General features: G+C 69.4%; 15 protein-coding genes. 11 read left to right on the forward strand and 4 right to left on the reverse strand.

The features are described 5' to 3' along the window. Positions 1 to 20: 20 nt before the first annotated feature. Together NR792_RS08805 and NR792_RS08810 are read right to left on the reverse strand one after the other, a co-directional pair. Entirely contained in the window at positions 21 to 2537 is a 2517-nt protein-coding gene (locus NR792_RS08805; protein WP_375759620.1) for an AAA family ATPase, read from the reverse strand. Between the two features lie 174 nt (positions 2538 to 2711). Then, on the reverse strand, positions 2712 to 3296 hold the full coding sequence (locus NR792_RS08810) for an imm11 family protein (protein ID WP_375759621.1): 585 nt from the start codon (positions 3294 to 3296) through the stop codon (positions 2712 to 2714). A gap of 141 nt (positions 3297 to 3437) precedes the next feature. Between NR792_RS08810 and NR792_RS08815 the strand changes: the two genes are divergently transcribed. Both NR792_RS08815 and NR792_RS08820 read left to right on the forward strand, forming a co-directional pair. Continuing rightward, positions 3438 to 4379: a DUF2381 family protein gene (locus NR792_RS08815; protein ID WP_375759622.1), complete on the forward strand. Its 942-nt coding sequence runs from the start codon at positions 3438 to 3440 to the stop codon at positions 4377 to 4379. Between the two features lie 11 nt (positions 4380 to 4390). Next, the gene (locus NR792_RS08820) at positions 4391 to 4885 is read left to right on the forward strand and encodes a hypothetical protein (RefSeq protein ID WP_375759623.1); all 495 of its coding nucleotides are present in this window, start codon (positions 4391 to 4393) and stop codon (positions 4883 to 4885) included. A gap of 19 nt (positions 4886 to 4904) precedes the next feature. Here NR792_RS08820 and NR792_RS08825 read toward each other — a convergent pair whose 3' ends face one another. Next, positions 4905 to 5267, reverse strand: a complete 363-nt coding sequence (locus tag NR792_RS08825) for a YciI family protein (RefSeq protein ID WP_375759624.1) — start codon at positions 5265 to 5267, stop codon at positions 4905 to 4907. A gap of 126 nt (positions 5268 to 5393) precedes the next feature. On the opposite strand from NR792_RS08825, the gene NR792_RS08830 reads away from it, so the two are divergent. The 6 genes from NR792_RS08830 to NR792_RS08855 are packed head-to-tail and all read left to right on the forward strand — an operon-like array spanning position 5394 to position 13427. After that, positions 5394 to 7835: a penicillin acylase family protein gene (locus tag NR792_RS08830; protein ID WP_375759625.1), complete on the forward strand. Its 2442-nt coding sequence runs from the start codon at positions 5394 to 5396 to the stop codon at positions 7833 to 7835. Between the two features lie 56 nt (positions 7836 to 7891). Further along, positions 7892 to 9142, forward strand: coding sequence for a polysaccharide deacetylase family protein (locus tag NR792_RS08835; protein ID WP_375759626.1), 1251 nt, complete (start codon positions 7892 to 7894; stop codon positions 9140 to 9142). Between the two features lie 33 nt (positions 9143 to 9175). Further along, a complete protein-coding gene (locus NR792_RS08840; RefSeq protein WP_375759627.1) occupies positions 9176 to 10411 on the forward strand; it encodes an efflux RND transporter periplasmic adaptor subunit in 1236 nt (411 codons plus the stop codon). Further along, the gene (locus NR792_RS08845) at positions 10408 to 11103 is read left to right on the forward strand and encodes an ABC transporter ATP-binding protein (protein WP_375759628.1); all 696 of its coding nucleotides are present in this window, start codon (positions 10408 to 10410) and stop codon (positions 11101 to 11103) included. The genes NR792_RS08840 and NR792_RS08845 overlap by 4 nt, the downstream gene beginning before the upstream one ends. Next, positions 11100 to 12266, forward strand: a complete 1167-nt coding sequence (locus NR792_RS08850) for an ABC transporter permease (RefSeq protein WP_375759629.1) — start codon at positions 11100 to 11102, stop codon at positions 12264 to 12266. Before NR792_RS08845 ends, NR792_RS08850 begins: the two co-directional genes overlap by 4 nt. A gap of 3 nt (positions 12267 to 12269) precedes the next feature. Beyond that, positions 12270 to 13427 (forward strand): ABC transporter permease, encoded by a 1158-nt coding sequence (locus NR792_RS08855; RefSeq protein WP_375759630.1) that lies wholly within the window; start codon positions 12270 to 12272, stop codon positions 13425 to 13427. Between the two features lie 4 nt (positions 13428 to 13431). On the opposite strand, the gene NR792_RS08860 is transcribed toward NR792_RS08855, so the two are convergent. Next, positions 13432 to 14529: a hypothetical protein gene (locus tag NR792_RS08860; protein WP_375759631.1), complete on the reverse strand. Its 1098-nt coding sequence runs from the start codon at positions 14527 to 14529 to the stop codon at positions 13432 to 13434. Between the two features lie 271 nt (positions 14530 to 14800). On the opposite strand from NR792_RS08860, the gene NR792_RS08865 reads away from it, so the two are divergent. The 3 genes from NR792_RS08865 to NR792_RS08875 all read left to right on the forward strand — a co-directional run bounded on the left by NR792_RS08865 (position 14801) and on the right by NR792_RS08875 (position 18614). After that, positions 14801 to 15508, forward strand: a complete 708-nt coding sequence (locus tag NR792_RS08865; protein ID WP_375759632.1) for a TVP38/TMEM64 family protein — start codon at positions 14801 to 14803, stop codon at positions 15506 to 15508. 197 nt (positions 15509 to 15705) lie between these two features. Then, positions 15706 to 16851, forward strand: coding sequence for a CapA family protein (locus NR792_RS08870; RefSeq protein ID WP_375759633.1), 1146 nt, complete (start codon positions 15706 to 15708; stop codon positions 16849 to 16851). A gap of 173 nt (positions 16852 to 17024) precedes the next feature. Beyond that, a complete protein-coding gene (locus tag NR792_RS08875) occupies positions 17025 to 18614 on the forward strand; it encodes an MBL fold metallo-hydrolase (protein WP_375759634.1) in 1590 nt (529 codons plus the stop codon). Positions 18615 to 18631 lie beyond the last annotated feature (17 nt).

Genomic DNA, 18631 nt, shown 5'->3' on the forward strand with positions numbered 1-18631 from the left:
GGGACGGGCGCGGCGCCGTCTCAGGAAGCCTGTTCGGTCGCCTCGAAGCGTTTCGCAAGGATGTCCGCGAGCCCAGCGCCACAATGGCGCTGGGTCTCCTTGAGGAAGCGGCGGATGGAGTGGGCCGAAACAGATCGCGGGCCTCCCTCCAGCGCCGAGGCCAGCACTTCACGAGTCAGGTGCACGGTGGCTTCCATCTGCTCCGGCATCAGTGCCTCCAGAGAGGCATCTTGCTGCGCGCAGCGAAGATAGGACTCCGTGACAGCGGCCTCCAGGTCCGAGCCCGAGAAGAAGCGCTGATTCACCCGGTTCTCCAGGAACAACGGAGCCAGGATGTCACTCAGCTCAGCATCGCTGGGAACGGAGATCCGCTGACCACCGCGCCCCAGGCGCTTCAGATAGTAGGAGACTATCTCGACGGACTCCTCGAGGTCCGGAGGTGGCACGGGGACGTAGCGTCCGAACCTGCCACTGCGAATGACTGCCTCATCAAGCGCGCCCAGGAAGTTGGTCGTGCCCACGATGATCCTGCGGAGCCGGCCGGCCCGATCCAGTTGGACGAGGAGTTCATTTACATCCGCCTTCTCGTCGCTATGCATCTGACCGTTACGCCGGGAGCGCGCCACCGCGTCCAATTCGTCGAGCACGAGCATCCGCTTCTCCTGCTCCACGACCCAATCGAACTGTTCGCGGATCATCAGGCTCCCCCAACCAACGTAGGGCCCCCGCAGGTCCGACGGAGAGAGCAACCGCACCTCCTGCTCGAGTTCACCCGCGATGGCGCGGGCAAGCAGCGACTTGCCGCAGCCAGGGGGCCCGAAGAAGAGGATCCCCGATGCCCTTGAGACATTGCGCAACAATGCGCCCCGACGCTCCGGCCAGATGATGTCGCGCTGGATCCGTTGCTTGACAGCGGTGTAGCCCGCGACGTCATCCAGGCCTGGCAGGCGATCCACATCGCGCTCCACCTTTTCGATGGTGGACTCACGCCGGGCCTCCCCCGGGTCCTTTACCTCCGAAGCGCTCTCGGTGAGCGGCCGTGGTTCGAGCTTCGCGAAGGTGGCCCCTGCCGCAGGCACGAGGACCGCTCCTTCCTCACCCAGGTGATGGGCGATGTCCGCCAGGAAAGGCCCTGCCCAGAGCAGGGCTTCGCTGGGAACGACGAGCGAGAATGCTTCCCCCGCCTTGCGTCGCGAGAAGATCTTCCGATGGTAGAAAGACTCCATCGGGCCGCTTCCCGCCAGCGTCTCGACTTCGAAGTTCCCCAGCCCTTCCACATGCAGGTCGGTCCGGGTCACCTCCTGTGTGGCTCCCTCCTCGTCCACGACCTCCATCCGGCTATGTTCGAACTCAAGTTCCGCATCCGGACTCCGCAGGCCCACCCACTGTGCCAGGCGAGCCTTCAATGACAGGGCCGTAGCGCTCTCGTTGCTGCCCTTGAACCGGGAAAGCGGAGTGCGCTTGAGCGTTTCTCCCCAGGAGTTCATCGCCTGCGCTGCGCCATGGGCGCAGGCCTCCCGGCCCCACAGCACCAGCTTCAGCGGGGACAGTTCCGCCACGACAGCATCCGTGGACTTCTCTGGCTTGCCTCCCACCATCAACATGAGCCGCGAGACGGGCGCGCCGTCACTGGCGATCGCTGTGGCGTCAAACTCGAAGACAGGGCCCGGCCAGGCGGAAAGCAGGCGTTGGAGGTCCACAGGGGCGTCCGCATCGCGCCGGAGCGCGACGAGGTTGAGCGTGCGCGACTTGTCCTGGAGCCGGGGTCCATCCGACGCCAGCACGGACGGCCTGAGATATCCGTGCAACAGCGTTGGAGGACCGCGGACTACGTCAGGTGCCTGGGGCTCACCGCTGCCAGTGCGGATGAAGCGTTGGGCTGCGCGATACGCCCAGCCCATCACGCCTTCCCAGGTGGCCTGGAGCCAGTCCGTAGCGCCGCGACTGTCGGGAAGGTAGAGGAGCGCGAGGATGGGTTCGGGCGCGGTCAAGGCGCGAAGGAACGCGACCTCCTGGTCCTGCGACAGGCCCAGCGCGCTGGGCCAGAACGGTTGGGGCAGCGCGAAGCTTGAGGGCAGTCCCAGTTCCGGTTCCTCCGCCTCATTGACCTCGTCTTCCTCAATGTTCGAGGGATCAATCAGGGCATCCTTCAGCCCCAGGACAAACGGCGCGTAACGGTCCCAGTTGCCCGTCGTGGGTTTGACCTCCAGGCCTGCCCGCTCCAGTTGGCGCACGACATTGCCCAGCGATGAGCGCTGCATCTTGACATCCGACGCATAGCCAAATGCCTTGACCAGTTCCGCGAGCGACGACTGGCCAGCCAGACTCAGTGAGTTACTGAACTTCGCCTGGCGCCTACGCGCATCCGCCATCCACAGCGCCAGTGGGTCCACGTCAGACCGGGACACGCGTTCCAGCGTGTTGCCCTGCAGCGGCAATCGGACCGTGAGCGTGTTGCCGTTGCGCCGGGTCACGATCCCGATGGGGTTGCCCGTCTGCTGCTTGAGGACGACGGTATCTCCAATCAGGACCTTCATGACGTTCCCCCCTCGTTCTGAGAGATGGGCCTGCGGTGGGCGTGCCTTTGAGGCCGCGCATCACACCCCACAAAGGGGGATTCAGACCATCCCTCCCATGGGTGATTGGCAACCATTCAGGGATGGTGTTGAGGCCCCCGTCGCACACGGGCATAGGGCAGCCAGCATCGACCATCAGGGAGACTCGGGCGCTCCGGTCACGCGGTCGAACGACAGCCCCAGGTTCCCAACCCGCTCGAGTGCGTTCTTGATGTCCTCCGACACGATGAACGCGGTCTTGAACTTCTTCAGCCGGAAGACCTGCGCGCCTTCGGTCTTCGATGGGTCGATTCGCAGTCCATAGATCCAGCGGTACTCGCCTGCGAATTCGGGGAAGGAGCCCGGGGGGTAGTGCTGCACCTCCAGGCAGCGCTCTTCGTCGATGCAATCCATCAGCTTGATGGCATTGACGACGAAGTACCGTTCGGACTCCCCAGCTATCGACACGGGAAAGAGCTGCACGTCGCCGAGCGCGAACTCCCGGAAGACGTTCGCGACGGCTTCGCTGCCGATGGGCGTTTCCTCCACCCCCGCGAGTACGAACGAGCGCCTCTCGCCAGGATACGAAATCTGGGAGTCGATGGGTCCAGGGTCTGGAAGGACGCGCCCCACCGTGAACATCCAGGGTTCGTCAAACGACTCACCCGAATCCCTGGTCGGCGACTCAAGAAGCCATTGCGGCACGCCAGCAAGCATCACCCAGTAGAAATGACGCTCCACTTCATCCCTCCCCTTTCACAATGAGCCGCCGCAACGGAGAGTCCGGCGTCAACAGCGCATTGCGATCTTCGCCAGCGCCTCATGAAATAGACAGAGCTTGGGTTGGCTTCACGCCTCCCCTCCTGGTAGGTTGCCTGAGTCATGAGACTCGGCCAACTCGCAGGGCCTATTCTGCTCGCCGTATTTCTGGCTGCGTCAATCGCGCAGGCCAGCGACAAGTGCGACCGCCCCAAGCAACGGTCCATCATGCTCTCCGAGCACCCTTCTGACGGCACCCACACCGTCTACGTGAAGGGGCAGACCCTCACAACGCTGCGATTCGAGCAGCCTGTGGACCCGAGCAAGACGAAGCTGATCGGGTGGGAAGGTCGGCTCGAACCGCTCACGGTGGCCCGCAACAAGGTCATCCTGGAACCCATCCGAGACCTCAACCGAGATGAAGGGCTCCCGCTGGTCGTGACGCTGATGGACGGTACGGAAGTCCCGTTCCTCGTGAGACCGCATTGGTCGAAGAAGGACAATGATTGGGCACCCATCCCTGACCAGCAGATCGACGTGTTCAAGAGCCGGAACAGTCATGCGTCGATGCACTCGGCGCTGGTTGATGCCCTCGCGCGGAATGACGTGCTGACCGAAGAGAACGAGCGCTACCGCAAGGAGGAGACGTCGGAGGACCACGCCCTGGCCGCCCTGCTCGCATCGGGTGCTGTGGCCCAGACGCCGTTCACGGTCGAGGACCACATTTCAGGCAAAGACCCGGAGACCGAAATGGACGCGACGGTGTTCAAAGGCAAGGGCAAGGCGGCTGTGATCTTCAGGGTCAAGAACCTCGCTTCGGAGCAATCTTGGAGCGTGCAGCGGGTTCGGCTTGTGACCATGCACAGCGGGCGAGACCGGGCTGCGGCCGTTCGCGCAACAGTCCGAGAAATCACGCCCGGAGGGTCTGGTGTGCTGGCCGTTGTCGCGGACGGGAGTGCCTTCGTGGACGACGGCGTGCTGACGAGTCTCTGGCTGGAGATCTATCGACAGGACGGCCTGCGACAAGCGTTCGTCCAGCTAGATCCTGCCCTCATTGCGCGGTAAGAGCGGGCGGCATGGCCTCCAAGAAGCTCGCCCTCCTGGGTTGTGCTGTTCTACTCACCACGGCCTCCGGCTGCCCGGCAACCGGCGGGGTAGCCCTTCGTTCTGACGGCAGCCCCAGAGCCCAGGAATGCCCCGAGAAGGCCCGCGAGGCGATGAACTACCTTCGGATGTTCGTGGGGGAAGCCGCGTGGGTGCAGCTCGACGCGAACCAGACCCGGGCGCGACCCATTACCCTGTACGACGGGAACATCGAGAGCGTGCTCGAGGAGAACATCGGGCTCCTTGAAGCACCAGCGCGGCTCTACGGCCGGGTCTGGACCGATGGGCCCCAAGTCGTCATCCGGTACTACGCTGCCCAGCCAGTGAAGGGTGGGGATCAAGTGCCCATCTGTGCGGTGGCGCGTCTTGGTCAAGGGCAACTGCGGAAACGACCGGAGTCCAAGCCCGGGACAGCCATCCTCGATTCGCCCCGGGCAGGGGTCTACATCGTCAACGAGTTCCGGTGAGGGGGATTGCGTCGGCCGCTCACGGGTCGTAGCAGGGACCGCTCTGGCGGACCTCGACGGTGGACCACTCCGCCGCGGGGCACTGCGTGGCCAGCTCCAGCGCTTCCTCGCGCGTCTTCACGTCGATGAGGAAGAAGCCGCCGATGATCTCCTTGGACTCGGTGAACGGCCCGTCGCTGAAGCTGAGCTTCCCGTCGCGCCGCTCCACCCGGATGCCCTCCGCGTCCGAGCGCAGCGAGTCCGCGGCCTGGAGGATGCCTCGCGCCTGGAGCGCCGCTCCGAAGCCCTGCATCCGCGCCATCCGGTCCGCCGCGACGCGCTTCTCCTCCGCCGTCTGGGGCTTCCCGCCCCCGGTCTGCATCACCACCAGCATGTACGACATGGCCCGCTCCTTGTTGGGGCGCAGCCTATGCCATCGGTCTGACGAGACCACCACTACCCACCAGGCCATGAATACCGGGCTTAGAAAGAATATCCTTGTCAGCCCTGCTTGCGAGGCTGACGACCCATGCGCACATCGCCCCTCTCCCTTTCCCTGCTGCTGACCCTGACGGCGTTCAGCGGCTGCCGGAACGACGACCCACCAGGGCCCTCCCCGCTCAAGGCCACCCTCCACCGCACCGCCTACGGCGTTCCCCACATCCAGGCCGACGGGTATCGAAGCCTGGGCGCCGGCATCGGCTACGCGCAGGCGCAGGACGCGGTCTGCATCCTCGCGGATCAGTTCCTCAAGGTCCGTGGCGAGCGCGCGCGCTACCTGGGCCGGGGCCCCCAGGACGCCCTCCTCGAGAGCGACTTCATCTATCGCGGGCTCGCGCTGCGCACCCGCGCGGAGGCCACCTTCGCGGAGCAGTCAGAGGAGCTGCGGGAGCTCGTGCAGGGCTATGCCGCGGGCTACAACCAGTACCTCTCGGACGTGCCCGCGGATAAGCGTCCCGCTCCCTGCCGTGGCGCGGCCTGGGTGAAGCCCATCAGCGCGTACGACCTGCTGGCGTACCACCTGGACCTGTCGCTGTTCGACACGCTGGTGCCGCTGCTCGGCTACGTGGGGAACGCCCAGCCGCCGGGCCTGAAGGCGGGAGGCCAGCGACTCCAGTCGCGTCCGCTCGCGCTGCCGCCGCGCAAGGACGCACTGGGCAGCAACGGCTGGGCGCTGGGCCGGGAGAAGACCGCCAGCGGCCGGGGCATGCTCGTCGCCAACCCGCACTTCCCCTGGGAGGGCAGCCTCCGCTTCCACGAGAGCCACCAGACCATCCCCGGCAAGCTCGACGTGTACGGCGTGTCCCTGCTGGGCGTGCCCGCCATCAACATCGGCTTCAACCGGGACCTTGCGTGGACGCACACCGTGACCGCGTCCAGCCACATGACGCTGTACCGGCTCAAGCTCGTGCCGGGCGACCCCACGGCCTATGTCTATGACGGCACGGTCCGCCGCATGACGTCTCGGACGGTCACCGTCGACGTGCGCGGAGACGACGGCGGCCTGACGAAGGAGACGCGCACGTTCTGGCGCAGCCACTACGGCCCCATGCTCGCGGGCCCTGGCGCGGAATGGACGGGCGAGATCGCGTACACGACGCGCGACGCCACGGAGAACAACCCCCGGTTCGCGGAACACTGGCTGCGCCTGAACAAGGCCCGGAGCCTCGACGAGGCCGCGGACGTGGAGCGCACGGTGCGCGGCGCGCCCTGGGTGAACACGCTCCTGACCAGCCCGGATGGCGACACGCGCTACGTGGACGCGTCCCGGGTCCCCTACCTGAGCCCCGCCACCGTCGCGGCCTACCGCGACTCGCTCGAGTCCACCCCGGACGCGCCGGTGTTCGCGTCGCTGGGGCTCATCCTCCTGGATGGCAGCACGTCGCGCGACGAATGGGTGGGCCTGGATGGCGAGTCGCAAGGCCTGGTACCGACCACCGTCATGCCGCAGCTCACCCGGACGGACTTCGTGATGAACGCGAATGATCCGGCGACGTTCACGAACCCCGCCCAGCCCCTGCTCAACCTCCCCTTCCTCTACGAAATCTTCGGGACGCGAGGCCGCATGAGCACGCGCTCGCACATGAACCTCACCCTGATCACCGAGCAGGGAGAGAGCGCCGCGTCCGGGAGCGACGGGCGCTTCACGCGCGAGGAGGCGGAACAGGCCATCCTGAGCAACCGGACCTGGGTGGCGGAGCAGCTGCGCACGGCCGTGGTGCAGCGCTGCCAGGGCGCGAAGCCCATCGTCGTCGACGGCGCGCCCGTGGACATCACGCAGGCGTGCCAGCTCATCGCGGCGTGGGACGGCCGCCTGGAGCTGGACCGTCAGGGCGCGATCGTCTGGCGCGAGTTCCTGAACGGATTCAGCCGCTCCGACCTCGTGGACCAGGGCGCACTCTTCGCGCAGCCCTTCGATCCGGCCCGCGCGGCGGTGACGCCGGCCGGACTGGTGCCTGCTCCGGCGACCGGCGTGGATCCGGTGAACCAGAAGCTGGCGGAGGCCGTGGTGCTCCTGGGCAAGGCGGGCATCGCGGTGGGGACGAAGCTGGGGGACGTGCAGTTCGCGTGGAAGGCAGACCGCAAGGTGCCGCTGCATGGGGGCGCGGCCTTCGAGGGTGTCACCAACGTCGTCGGCTATTCCGGAGCGAACGCGACGCTGCTACCGCAGTCCCAGCCGCAGGGTCCGCTGCTCTCCCCAGGCACGGGGCTCACACCGGAGGGCTACCTGGTCGACTTCGGGACCAGCTTCCTGATGGTGATGGAGTTCACGCAGGAGGGCCCGCGCGCGAACGCGGTCCTCTCCTACGCGCAGTCCGCCGACCCGGCGTCCCCACACTTCACGGACCAGGCGGACCTCTTCTCCGGCAAGCACTTCCGTCCCGTGCTCTTCAACAAAGCGGACATCCTCGCGGACCCGGCCCTCACGACGACGGAGCTGACCATCGACGCCACGTCGAAGCTTGAATAGCGGAGCGTGCACAGGTTGTGGGTGAACCCTTCGTGCACAAGGGGGGAGCACCCGCCATGGAACCCACGACCCGAGCCATCGCACTCCTGCCCGGTCAGGTGGTCGTCTCGCTGAACTTCGACGACTGCCTGGCCTCGCAGCTCATCGGGGCCTCCGCGATGGAGGCCCGTGGGATGCGAGGCACGTTCTTCATCAACAGCAGCAGGCTGGGGCAGTCCGGCCGGCTCACGCTCGCCCAGGTGCGCGCGCTCCGGGACAAGGGCCATGAGATTGGAGGTCACACGCTGACCCATCCGCATCTCACGGAGCTTTCGCCCGACGAGCAGCGCCGGGAGATCTTCAACGACCGGGTCGCCCTGCTGAACGCGGGCTTCCGCATCACGTCGTTCGCCTATCCCTTCGGCGACAAGGATGCGACCACGCGGCAGATCGTCATCGACGGCAACTACAACTCCGCGAGGGAGAGCGGCGGACTGAGAACTCCGTCCGGCAGCTCCAGCAACCCCTACGCGGAGCCCGTGCCCCCCGCGGACAAGTACGCCATCCGGACCCACGGTTCAGTGCAGGCCACCACCACGCTCACGGACCTGAAGAACTACGTGCTGCGCGCCGAGGAGTCCGGTGGCGGCTGGGTGCCCATCGTCTTCCACCACGTCTGCGGGCCGTGCGATCCGCCGCAGACCTATTCCATCTCACCCGCCAACCTGACGGCGTTCATCGACTGGCTGGCCACCCGCGCGTCGCGAGGCACCACCGTCGCCACGATGGACGCCATCATCGGCGGAGTGCTCAAGCCCCCGGTGAGCTGGCCCCCCTCGCAGCTCTTGAAGAACCCGTCGCTCGAAGCGGACAGCAACGGCGACGGGACGCCGGACTGCTGGCAGCGCGGCGGCTTCGGCGACAACACCTTCACGTGGACGCGGACGTCGGATGCGCACGGAGGCAGCTGGGCCCAGCGGGTGAGCATCACGCGCATCTCCGACGGAGACCGGAAGCTCATCACCCGGCAGGACGACAGCAGCTGCACGCCCACGCCGGTGACGGGGCATCACTACCGCATCACCGCCTGGTACAAGGCCACGACGCAGGTGCGCTTCAAGGCGTACTACCGCAACAGCTCGGGCGCCTGGACGTACTGGTCCCAGGGGCCGCTGCTGCCCGCGCGGAGCAGCTACACCTTCGCGGAGTGGACCACGCCCGCGGCGCCCTCCGCGGCGAAGGCCCTCAGCGTGGGCCTGTCCATCGATCAAGTGGGCACGCTGACGATGGATGACTTCGCGCTCTCCGACATGGAGGCGAGCCCCTGAGCGGAGGTGGCGCATGAAGCCAGGGGAGGAGCCGTGACCGACGCACAACCCCAGTCCGCGCTGAGTGCCCTGCACATCGACCGCTCCGCCCCCATGAAGCGCCGGCGCCGGCCGCGCTGGCTGCTCGCCGCGGCGCTCCTCGCCGCGGTGCTCGTCCTGGTGGTGGCGTCGGCGGCACGCCGCGCGCCCACCGTGCGCGTGGCGGAGGTGCGCGAGCCGCTTCCCGGCGAGCAGCAGACGGAGCTGTCCGCCTCCGGCTACGTCGACTCGCGGCGCCGCTCGGTCATCGCGCCGATGATCGCGGGCCAGCTCGTGAAGGTCGACGTGGAGGAAGGCGAGGCCGTGCGACAGGGCCAGGTGATTGCCCGGCTGGATGACCGGGACGCCCGCGTGGTGCTGGAGCGCGCCGAGGCCAGTGTCCAGGCCTCCGAAGCCCAGCTCGCCGCCTCCGAGGCCCAGGCCCTCAACGCGGAGCGCACCACGCGGCGCACGCGCAACCTCGCCAGGCAGGGCGTCATCCCCCACGCCCAGCTGCTCGACGTGGAGACCGCGGGCCGCGCCACGCGCGAGTCCCTCCACCTGGCCCAGGCGCAGCTCGCCGTCGCCCACCGGGCCCGCGAGGCGGCCCGCCTCCAGCTCTCGCACACCGTGGTGCGCGCGCCGTTCGACGGCACCGTGTCGAAGAAGCTCGCGAACGAGGGCGCGGTGCTCGCGCCGGCCGCCCTCACCGGCACCAACCTGGGCGGCATCGTCGAGTTGGTGGACCTCCACGCCCTGGAGGTCGAGGCCGAGGTCAGCGAGGAGCAGCTCTCGCGCATCCGCATCGGGCAGCCCGCCCTCATCTTCCTGGACGCCCTGCCGGAGCGCGCCTTCCCCGGCCAGGTGGCCACGGTGCGCCCCGCCATCGACCGCTCCAAGGCCACCGCCACGGTGCTGGTGCGCTTCCAGTCCGTCCCCCAGGGCGCGCTGCCGGACATGGGCTCCAAGGTGTCCTTCCTCCGCCAGCCGCTGCCTCCCGAGGCACTGGACGCGCGGGGACAGCCTCCTCGCGTGCCCGCGAGCGCGGTGGTGCGCGACAAGGAAGGCGACGCCGTGTGGAGGGTGGAGGACGGACGGCTCGCGCGCCAGCCGGTGCGCGTGGGCGAGCGCGTGGGGGACGAGGTGTCGCTCACGCAGGGCCCCGGCGCGGGGACGCAGGTGGTGGTGGCCCCGGACCCGAAGCGCCTTCGCGACGGCCAGCGCGTGAAGGTGGAGACGGGGGGCGGATGAGCGCGGACGCGCGGCCAGCCCCGGCCCCCATGGTGCGCCTGAAGGGCGTGTCCAAGACGTACCGGCGCGGCACGGTGGAGGTGCCCGTGCTGGCCGGAGTGGACCTGACCATCGGCACCGGCGCCTTCGAGGCCTTCATGGGCCCGTCCGGCTCCGGCAAGTCCACGCTGCTCAACCTCGTCTCCGGGCTGGACCAGCCCACCCGCGGACACGTCGAGGTGGCCGGCCGCGACCTGGCGGAGCTGGACGACCGGGAGCTGAGCGACTGGCGCGCGGCCCACGTGGGGTTCGTCTTCCAGCTCTACAACCTCATCCCCGTGCTCACCGCGGCGGAGAACGTGGAGCTGCCGCTGCTGCTCGCGCCGCTGACGCGCGGGGAGCGGCGCCGGCACGTGGCCGCCGCGCTGGAGCTCGTGGGCCTGACCCACCGCGTGAGCCACCGCCCGCCGCAGCTGTCCGGCGGCGAGCAGCAGCGCGTGGCCATTGCCCGCGCCATCGTCTCCGACCCGGACCTCATCATCGCGGACGAGCCCACCGGGGACCTGGACCGCAAGGCGGCGGAGGCCGTGCTGGACCTCTTCGGCGTGCTCCACCGGGAGCTGCACAAGACGCTCGTCATGGTGACGCACGACCCGCACGCCGCGGAGCGCGCCGGGCGCGTGCACCACCTGGACAAGGGGGTGCTCCAGTGAACTACCTGGGACTGGCGGGGAGGGATCTGCTGCGCAACCCGCTGCGCCTGACGCTGACCATCCTCGCGGGCGCGGTGGGCGTGACGGCCTTCATCTTCCTGAGCACCGTCGTGGACATCTTCTATTACAACGCGCGGGCCGCGCAGGTGGACCGGCTCATCGTCCGCAACAAGGTGTCCTTCACCCAGCCCCTGCCCCTGTCCTATTCCGCGCGCATCGCCGCGCTGCCGGGCGTCACCGCCGTCACGCACCAGGAGTGGTTCGGCGGCACGCTGGGCGACACGCAGAAGGACTTCTTCGCCAACTTCTCCATCGACCCCCACACCTTCCTGGAGGTCTTCCCCGAGTTCGTCGTCCCGCCCCAGCAGTTCACCGCCTTCCGCGGCGACCCGTGCGGCGCGCTCGCGGGGGAGCAGCTGGCGCGGCGCTTCGGCTGGAAGTCAGGGGACCGGGTGACGCTCAAGGGGCAGATCCACCCCGGCGACTGGACGTTCACCGTGCACGGCATCTACACCGGCGCGCGCCCCGGGGTGGACACCACCGCGCTGCTGTTCGGCTACCGCTGCATCAACGAGAGCGACCGGCTGGCCCCGGGCATGAAGGACATGGTGGGCATCTACGCGGTGCGCGTGGATGATCCATCGCGCTCGGCCGAGGTGGCGGCGGCCATCGACCGGCTGTTCGACAACAGCCCCTACCCGACGAAGACGGAGAGCGAGAAGGCGTTCCAGCTGGGCTTCGTGGCCATGTCCTCGGCCATCGTCACCGCGGTGCGGGTGGTGTCCTCCGTCATCCTGCTCATCATCCTGCTTGTCATCGGCAACACGCTGGCCATGGGCGTGCGCGAGCGCACCCGTGACATCGCCACCCTGCGCGCCATGGGCTTCCGCTCGCGCACCGTGGTGGCGCTGGTGCTGGCCGAGTCCTCCGTCATCGGCCTGTGCTCCGCGGCGCTGGGCGTGACGGCGGCGCCGGTGCTGGTGGGCGTCTTCGGAAGGCTCATCGCCGGGCGGTTCGGCCCGATGCCGGATCACCTCATGCGCGGGCAGACGCTCTGGGTCTCCGCGCTGGCGGCTGTGGCGGTGGCCCTGCTGGCGGGCGTGGGGCCGGCCGTGCGCGCGGTGCGGCTGCCGGTGGCGGAAGGCCTGCGGAAGGTAGCCTGAGCCATGGTGCCGCTCTTCTACAACGCGCGCAGCCTGTGGGCGCGCCGGCTGTCCACGGGCCTCACGGTGGTGGGCCTGGGGCTCGTCGTCTTCGTCTTCTCCGCGGTGCTGATGCTGGCCAATGGCATCGAGTCCGCGCTGGCCTCCGGCGGGGACCCGTCCAACGTCGTCGTGCTGCGCAAGGGGGCCACCAGCGAGCTGGTCAGCGGCGTGGAGCGGGACGCGGTGCGCATCCTCTCCACGGACCCGCGGGTGGCGTCCGGGCCGGACGGACGGCCGCTGGTGGCCGGGGAGCGGGTGGTGCTGTTGACGCTGCCCAGCGGCGGCACGCAGGCGATGAACACCACGGCGCGCGGCATCAGCCAGGAGAGCTTCGAGGCGCGGCCGGAGGTGCGGCTCATCTCCGGGCGCAGGCCCCGGCCGGGCACCAACGAGGTGGCGCTGGGGAGCGCGCTCGTGGGCACGTCCCCCGAGGCCACGCTGGGCGGAGCGCTGAGGTTCGCCCAGCAGCGCTGGCCGGTGGTGGGCGTCTTCGCCGCCCGGGGCGGCGCCTTCGAGTCCGAGGTGTGGGCGGACGCCATGCGCCTGGGCACGGCCTTCGGGCGCGATGCCTTCAGCACCGCGCTGGTGCGGCTGCGCTCGCCCGCGGAGGTGGACGCGTTCGTGAAGGGCGTGGCGGCCGACCCGCGCTTCACGCTGGAGGGCAAGCCGGAGCCGGCGTACTGGGCGGATCAGGCCAGCGGCCTGGCCACCTTCATCCGCGTGCTGGGCCTCTTCGTGTCCTTCGTCTTCAGCCTGGGCGCGGTGCTGGGCGCGATGATCACCATGTACGCCCAGGTGGCGACGCGTGTCGCGGAGCTGGGCATGCTGCGCGCGGTGGGCTTCCGGCGGCGCAGCGTGCTGGCCAGCGTGGTGGTGGAGTCCGCGATGCTGGGCGCCGCGGGCGGGGTGCTGGGCGCCCTGGGCGCGCTGGCCACGCGGTTCATCCACATCCGCACGCTCAACTTCCAGACCTTCGCGGCCGTGAGCTTCGGCTTCTCCCCCACCCCGGCCATCCTGCTGGGGGCGCTGCTGTTCGGCACGGCGATGGGGCTGCTGGGCGGACTGCTGCCCGCGCTGCGCGCCGCGCGCCTGTCCATCCTGGACGCGCTGCGCGCCTGAGCGCTCAGCCCTCCAACTGGTCCGGCGTGAGGCAGGCCGCCTCGAGGTCCAGGTCCTCCAGCGGGATGCGCTGGATGTGCTCGCGGGGCTCGTCCACGTTGTCGCGGTACTTGTGCGAGCCGCTCTCGTAGGTGACCCACAGCTCGCCGTCGATGACGTTGACGCCCTGGGCATAGGGGTCGATGAGCCCGTTGCCGATGTCCGCCCGCTTGTCGATGTCCGCGGAGAAGGTGTCCTCGGTGGACGTGAACGGCTGGTAGATGAGCTTCTTGTCGCCCGTGGTGAAGAGGATGCCTCCGTCGACGATGGTCATCCCCTGCGCGCGGTCCGGCGCGCGGATGGGGCCCTCGCGCGAGTCCTCCATGAGGGCGCCGGTCTTCTCGTCGAGCTTGTACCGCCAGACGGCGCCCGCCTTGCCGTCGCCATCCGGGCTGTAGCCACCGACGTAGGCATAGCCGTCCTTGATGGTCATGTAGCTGCCGGACGACACGAGCCCGATGCCCGTGGCCGGATCCGTCAAGCCCTCGGGCTTCGGGACATCCATCACCTGCGAGGGCATCGCCTCGCGGCACTCGTTCTGGGCCGCTTCGATCTCCTCGCGCGTGTAGACGTAGACGTGGTCGGTGTCGGACACGTAGACGTGGTCGCCGTCCGTGGAGACGCCGCCTCCGTGGCTGGGAGGGCCCGCGGGCGGCGGTCCCCCGAGCACAGCCTGGTGCGTCTCCTTCCCCGAGTCCTTGTCCTGCACGGACAGGAGCACGCGGTGGTCGTCGTTGTAGTAGGTCGTGAGCACTTCATCGCGCCCGGCGTCGTAGCCCTGGCCCTGCGGTGTCCACCCGGCATCCAGGTGGAGGAGCTCCGGGCCGACCTTCTCCCCGCTGCTGGCCTTCGTCAGGGGCGAGTCCACGCTCGCGGCGGCCGTGGCCGACGACGCGCTCCCGTAGCCGCTGAGGTTCACGGGGCTGGCCTTCGCCGCGTCCAGCCCGTCCTGGAAGTAGGGCGCGGCGGTGGGCGGCGGCGCGGGCGGAGCTGGGGCCACCGGCGGCTTCGCGATCGCCGTCTGGACCGTGGTGACGACCTGGCGGATGAGGGAGCTGATCAAGGGCCTGTCTCCGGCTGGATGCGAAGGGGGTGCGAAGCATACACCAAGGCCTGGCGGCACCTCTCCCGGGCTGTTCGCCAGCCGAAGCTTCCCCGCGCCCAGGCACCGCTTGTGGGGCCGGGCGCCCGCCCCAGATTCCCGCCCGGGTCTTCAAGGCACGTGTCGTGGCCACCTTGTCCGGAGTGGACGCGTGCTCACGCGCGGGCTGGGTGCGCTCCTCCACCGGCGAGGTCGGACCTTCCGGCCCCACGCCTCCCGAGGGCCAGCGCCCATGAACCCGAACGCCCAGCCAGGGGACGAGACGCGAGGGCTGCCGTCCATGTGGGGCCGGGCGCTCCTGCTGGGGCTGCTGCTCGCCGGCCTCGCGCTGCTCGCGTCCTCGGAGGCGTTCCAGTCCCTCCTCCGCCGGGTCCTCGCGGCGGTCGCGCCCGTCATCTCCGCGCATCCCGTCTGGGGCGCGGTGCTCTTCGTCCTCCTCTCCGCCCTGTCGGCGATGCTGGCCTTCTTCTCCAGCGCGCTGCTGCTGCCGGTGGCGCTCCAGGCCTGGGGCAAGGCGGTCTGCGTGCTGCTGCTCTGGGTGGGCTGGCTGCTGGGCGGCGCGTTCGCCTACGGCATCGCCCGCGCCTGGGGCAGGCCCCTCATCCGCAGGCTCACCTCCGCCAGGCAGCTGGCCCATTTCGAGGAGCGCATCTCCCGGCGCACGCCCTTCGGCGTGGTGCTGCTCTTCCAGCTCGCCGTCCCCTCGGAGATTCCAGGCTACGTGCTCGGCCTCGCGCGCTATGGCCTGCGCCGCTACCTGGCTGTCCTCGCCCTGGCGGAGCTTCCCTACGCGGTGGGCACCGTCTACCTGGGCGAAAGCTTCCTGGAGCAGCACACCGCCATGCTGCTGGGCCTGGGCGCGGCCGGCATCCTCGCCGGCCTGTGGGCCTTCCACCTGCTGCGAGAGCGCCTTGGCACGCGACCGCCGTCCTCCGGCTGACGGCGGCGGCGGCCCGGCGGGTGGATGAGGCCTCGTGACCTGCCACCCGCCGGCAGTGGTCCCATCCTGTCCTGGCGAGGGCACACCATGCACTTCGAGGACCGTGTGGATGCGGGCCGGCGGCTCGCGCGAAGGCGGCTTGAGCCCGGGTACACGGGCGAGGACACCTTCGTGCTTGCCCAGGGCAGAGGACCGGGATGACCACCGGCCGCCAGGGCGCGGCGCCAGGACGGGCCCTCTCCCTCTTCCTGTGCGGCGACGTGATGACTGGAAGGGGCGTGGACCAGGTGCTGCCCCACCCCGCGCCGCCCGGCCTCCATGAGTCCTACCTGCGGGATGCCCGGGCCTACGTCGCGCTGGCCGAGGAGCGCAACGGCCCCATCCGCAAGCCCGTGGGCTTCAGTGAAATCTGGGGGGAAGCGCTCGCCGCGCTGGAGCAGGCCGCGCCCGACGTGCGGCTCATCAACCTGGAGACGAGCCTCACCACGAGCGAGCAGTGGTGGCCAGACAAGGGCATCCACTACCGCATGCACCCCCGGAACGCCGCGTGCCTCACGGCGGCCCGCATCGACTGCTGCGCGCTGGGGAACAACCATGTGCTGGACTGGGGCTACCCGGGACTGACGGAGACGCTGTCCACGCTCCGCCGGCTGGGAATCGCCACCGCGGGGCTGGGGGAGGATCTCGAAGAAGCCCAGCGGCCCGCCATCCTGGAGGTCAAGGGCGGGAGACGGGCCGTCGTGTTCTCGTGCGGAGACGTCAGCAGCGGCATTCCGCCGGCATGGGCGGCGGGGAGGGACAGGCCGGGCGTGGACCTGTTGCCCGACCTGTCCCCCGCCACGGCGCGACGCCTGGGCGCGCGCGTGGCGTCCATCAAGCGCGAGGGCGACGTCGTCATCGTCTCCATCCACTGGGGCGGGAACTGGGGCTACGAGGTGCCGGCCGCGCAGCGGGCCTTCGCCCATGCGCTCATCGAAGAAGCCAGCGTGGACGTCGTCCACGGCCACTCCTCGCACCACCCGCGCGCCCTCGAGGTCCACCACGGCCGGCTCATCCTCCATGGCTGCGGCGACTTCCTGAACGACTACGAGGGCATTTCCGGCCACGAGGACCGCCGGCCGGACCTGGCCCTGATGTACCTGGCGTCGGTGGACGCGGTGAGCGGCCGGCTCGCCCGCCTGCGCATGCTCCCCATGCAGCTGCGCCAGCTCCGGCCCCACCGGGCCTCGCGCCGGGACGCGGAGTGGTTGTGCGGCATCCTGGACCGCGAGGCACGCCGGCTGGATCCCCGGACGCGGGTGGAGCTGGGAGATGACGGAGCCCTGGTCCTCCAATGGGCGTGAGCCCCGTCGGTGAGACGGCCCGGGTCATGGGCGGCAATGCCTTTCATCCTCGGGGGGGCGGGACAATCGCTTCCACGGGATTGCGGTCTGTGCCGGGCTTGTAATCCTGGTTCGAATCACTCAAATTCAGTGGTTCTCCTGTTACACGCCTTCTTCCGCCAATGACCCAACCTTTGTATCGACTCGCGGACGCCACCCTCGTCGAGCCCCTCGTCCAGGACTTCCAGGCATGGTGGATGACGGTGGCGCCCATGCCCGCGAGCCTGCACCTGCAGGCGTACCTGGTGCCGCTGCTGAAGGCCTATCTGCAGACGCCGGACTTCCACGCGAAGGCGGCGAAGGACCCCATGCTCAGCGGCAGCTCGTTCGTCGGGGTGCCGGCGGAGCGAGCGGACGAGGTGCGCGCGCTGCTGCAGCGGATCACCTCGCAGCAGGAGGGCCGGCTGAAGCTGGCGGAGGCGTTCGACGAGTTCCAGAACCAGCTGCTGGCGGAGGCCAAGGGACAGTCCCTGGAGCCGCTGTATTCGCGGCTGCCGGACGTGCTCAAGGGCAAGGTGGAGCTGGTCTACGACTACGTGAACCGCCCGTCGATGCGCGTGCACGAGGGCCTGCTGTACCGCGGGCCCCATCACCAGACGGACATCCAGTCCCTGCGGCTGCGCCGGCTCAAGGCGGACGCGGAGCGCGACTCGCTGCTCACCACCCCGCGCCTTCGCGGCCCCGGGCAGGTGGACTGGAAGGTGCCCTTCCACGACGAGCGGCTGGACCGCCTCTTCAGCCTGGACATCGAGCCCCGGCCGCTCGCGTGGATCCGCGACGTGCTGGGTGACGCGGTGGCGTCCGACGCGGAGCTGCTGCCGCTGTTGAGCGAGGCCCCCCAGGCCCTGCCGGAGACCTGGACCGGCTCCACCCCGCGCGTGCGCTACGTGGGGCACGCCTGCGTGCTGGTGGAGTGGAAGGGCAAGTCGGTCCTCATCGACGCGGTGGTGCCCGTGCGTCCGGAGGAGCAGGGCCCGCTGCCGCGCATCTCCTTCGCGGAGCTGCCCCGCCGCATCGACTACGTCCTCATCACCCACAGCCATCCGGACCACCTGGACATCGAGACGCTCCTGCGGCTGCGTCAGCGCATTGGCACGCTGGTGGTGCCGCGCGCCAGCGGGGCGCTGGCGGGGGACTACTCGCCCCGGCTGCTGGCGCGCTCGCTGGGGTTCCGCGACGTGCTGGAGCCCTACTTCTACGAATCCCTGCCCCTGCCGGACGGGGAGATCATCGCCGCGCCCTTCATGGGCGAGCACGGCGACGTGGCCCACGCGAAGACCGCCTGGATCGTCCGCACCGGCCCGGAGCGCCTGTTCTTCGCCGCTGACTCCATGTGCGTGGACGAGACGACCTACCGTGACCTGCGCGCCACGGTGGGCGACCTGCACACGGTCTTCATGAACACGGAGATCGAAGGCGCCCCGCACACCTGGATGATGGAGGGCTTCTTCCCCAAGAAGCGCGACCGCAAGCTGGAGAAGAACCGCCGCTGCCGCGGCAGCAACTGTGCCGAGGGGCTGCGCCTGCTGGAGCTCGTGGGTGCCCGGCGCCTGTTCAACTACGCCATGGGCCTGGAGCCCTGGATGGAGCACATCATCGGGCCCGCCGCCACCCCGGAGACGCCTCGCATGAAGGAGTCCGAGCGGCTCCTCGCAGCGGCTCGCGAGCGCGGCCTCCAGGCGGAGCGGCTCCAGGGCGCGCAGGAAGTCCACCTGCGCGCCTGAGGTGACGCGGGCTGCCC

This window comes from Corallococcus exercitus, assembly GCF_042231735.1.
Lineage (GTDB): Bacteria > Myxococcota > Myxococcia > Myxococcales > Myxococcaceae > Corallococcus > Corallococcus exercitus_B.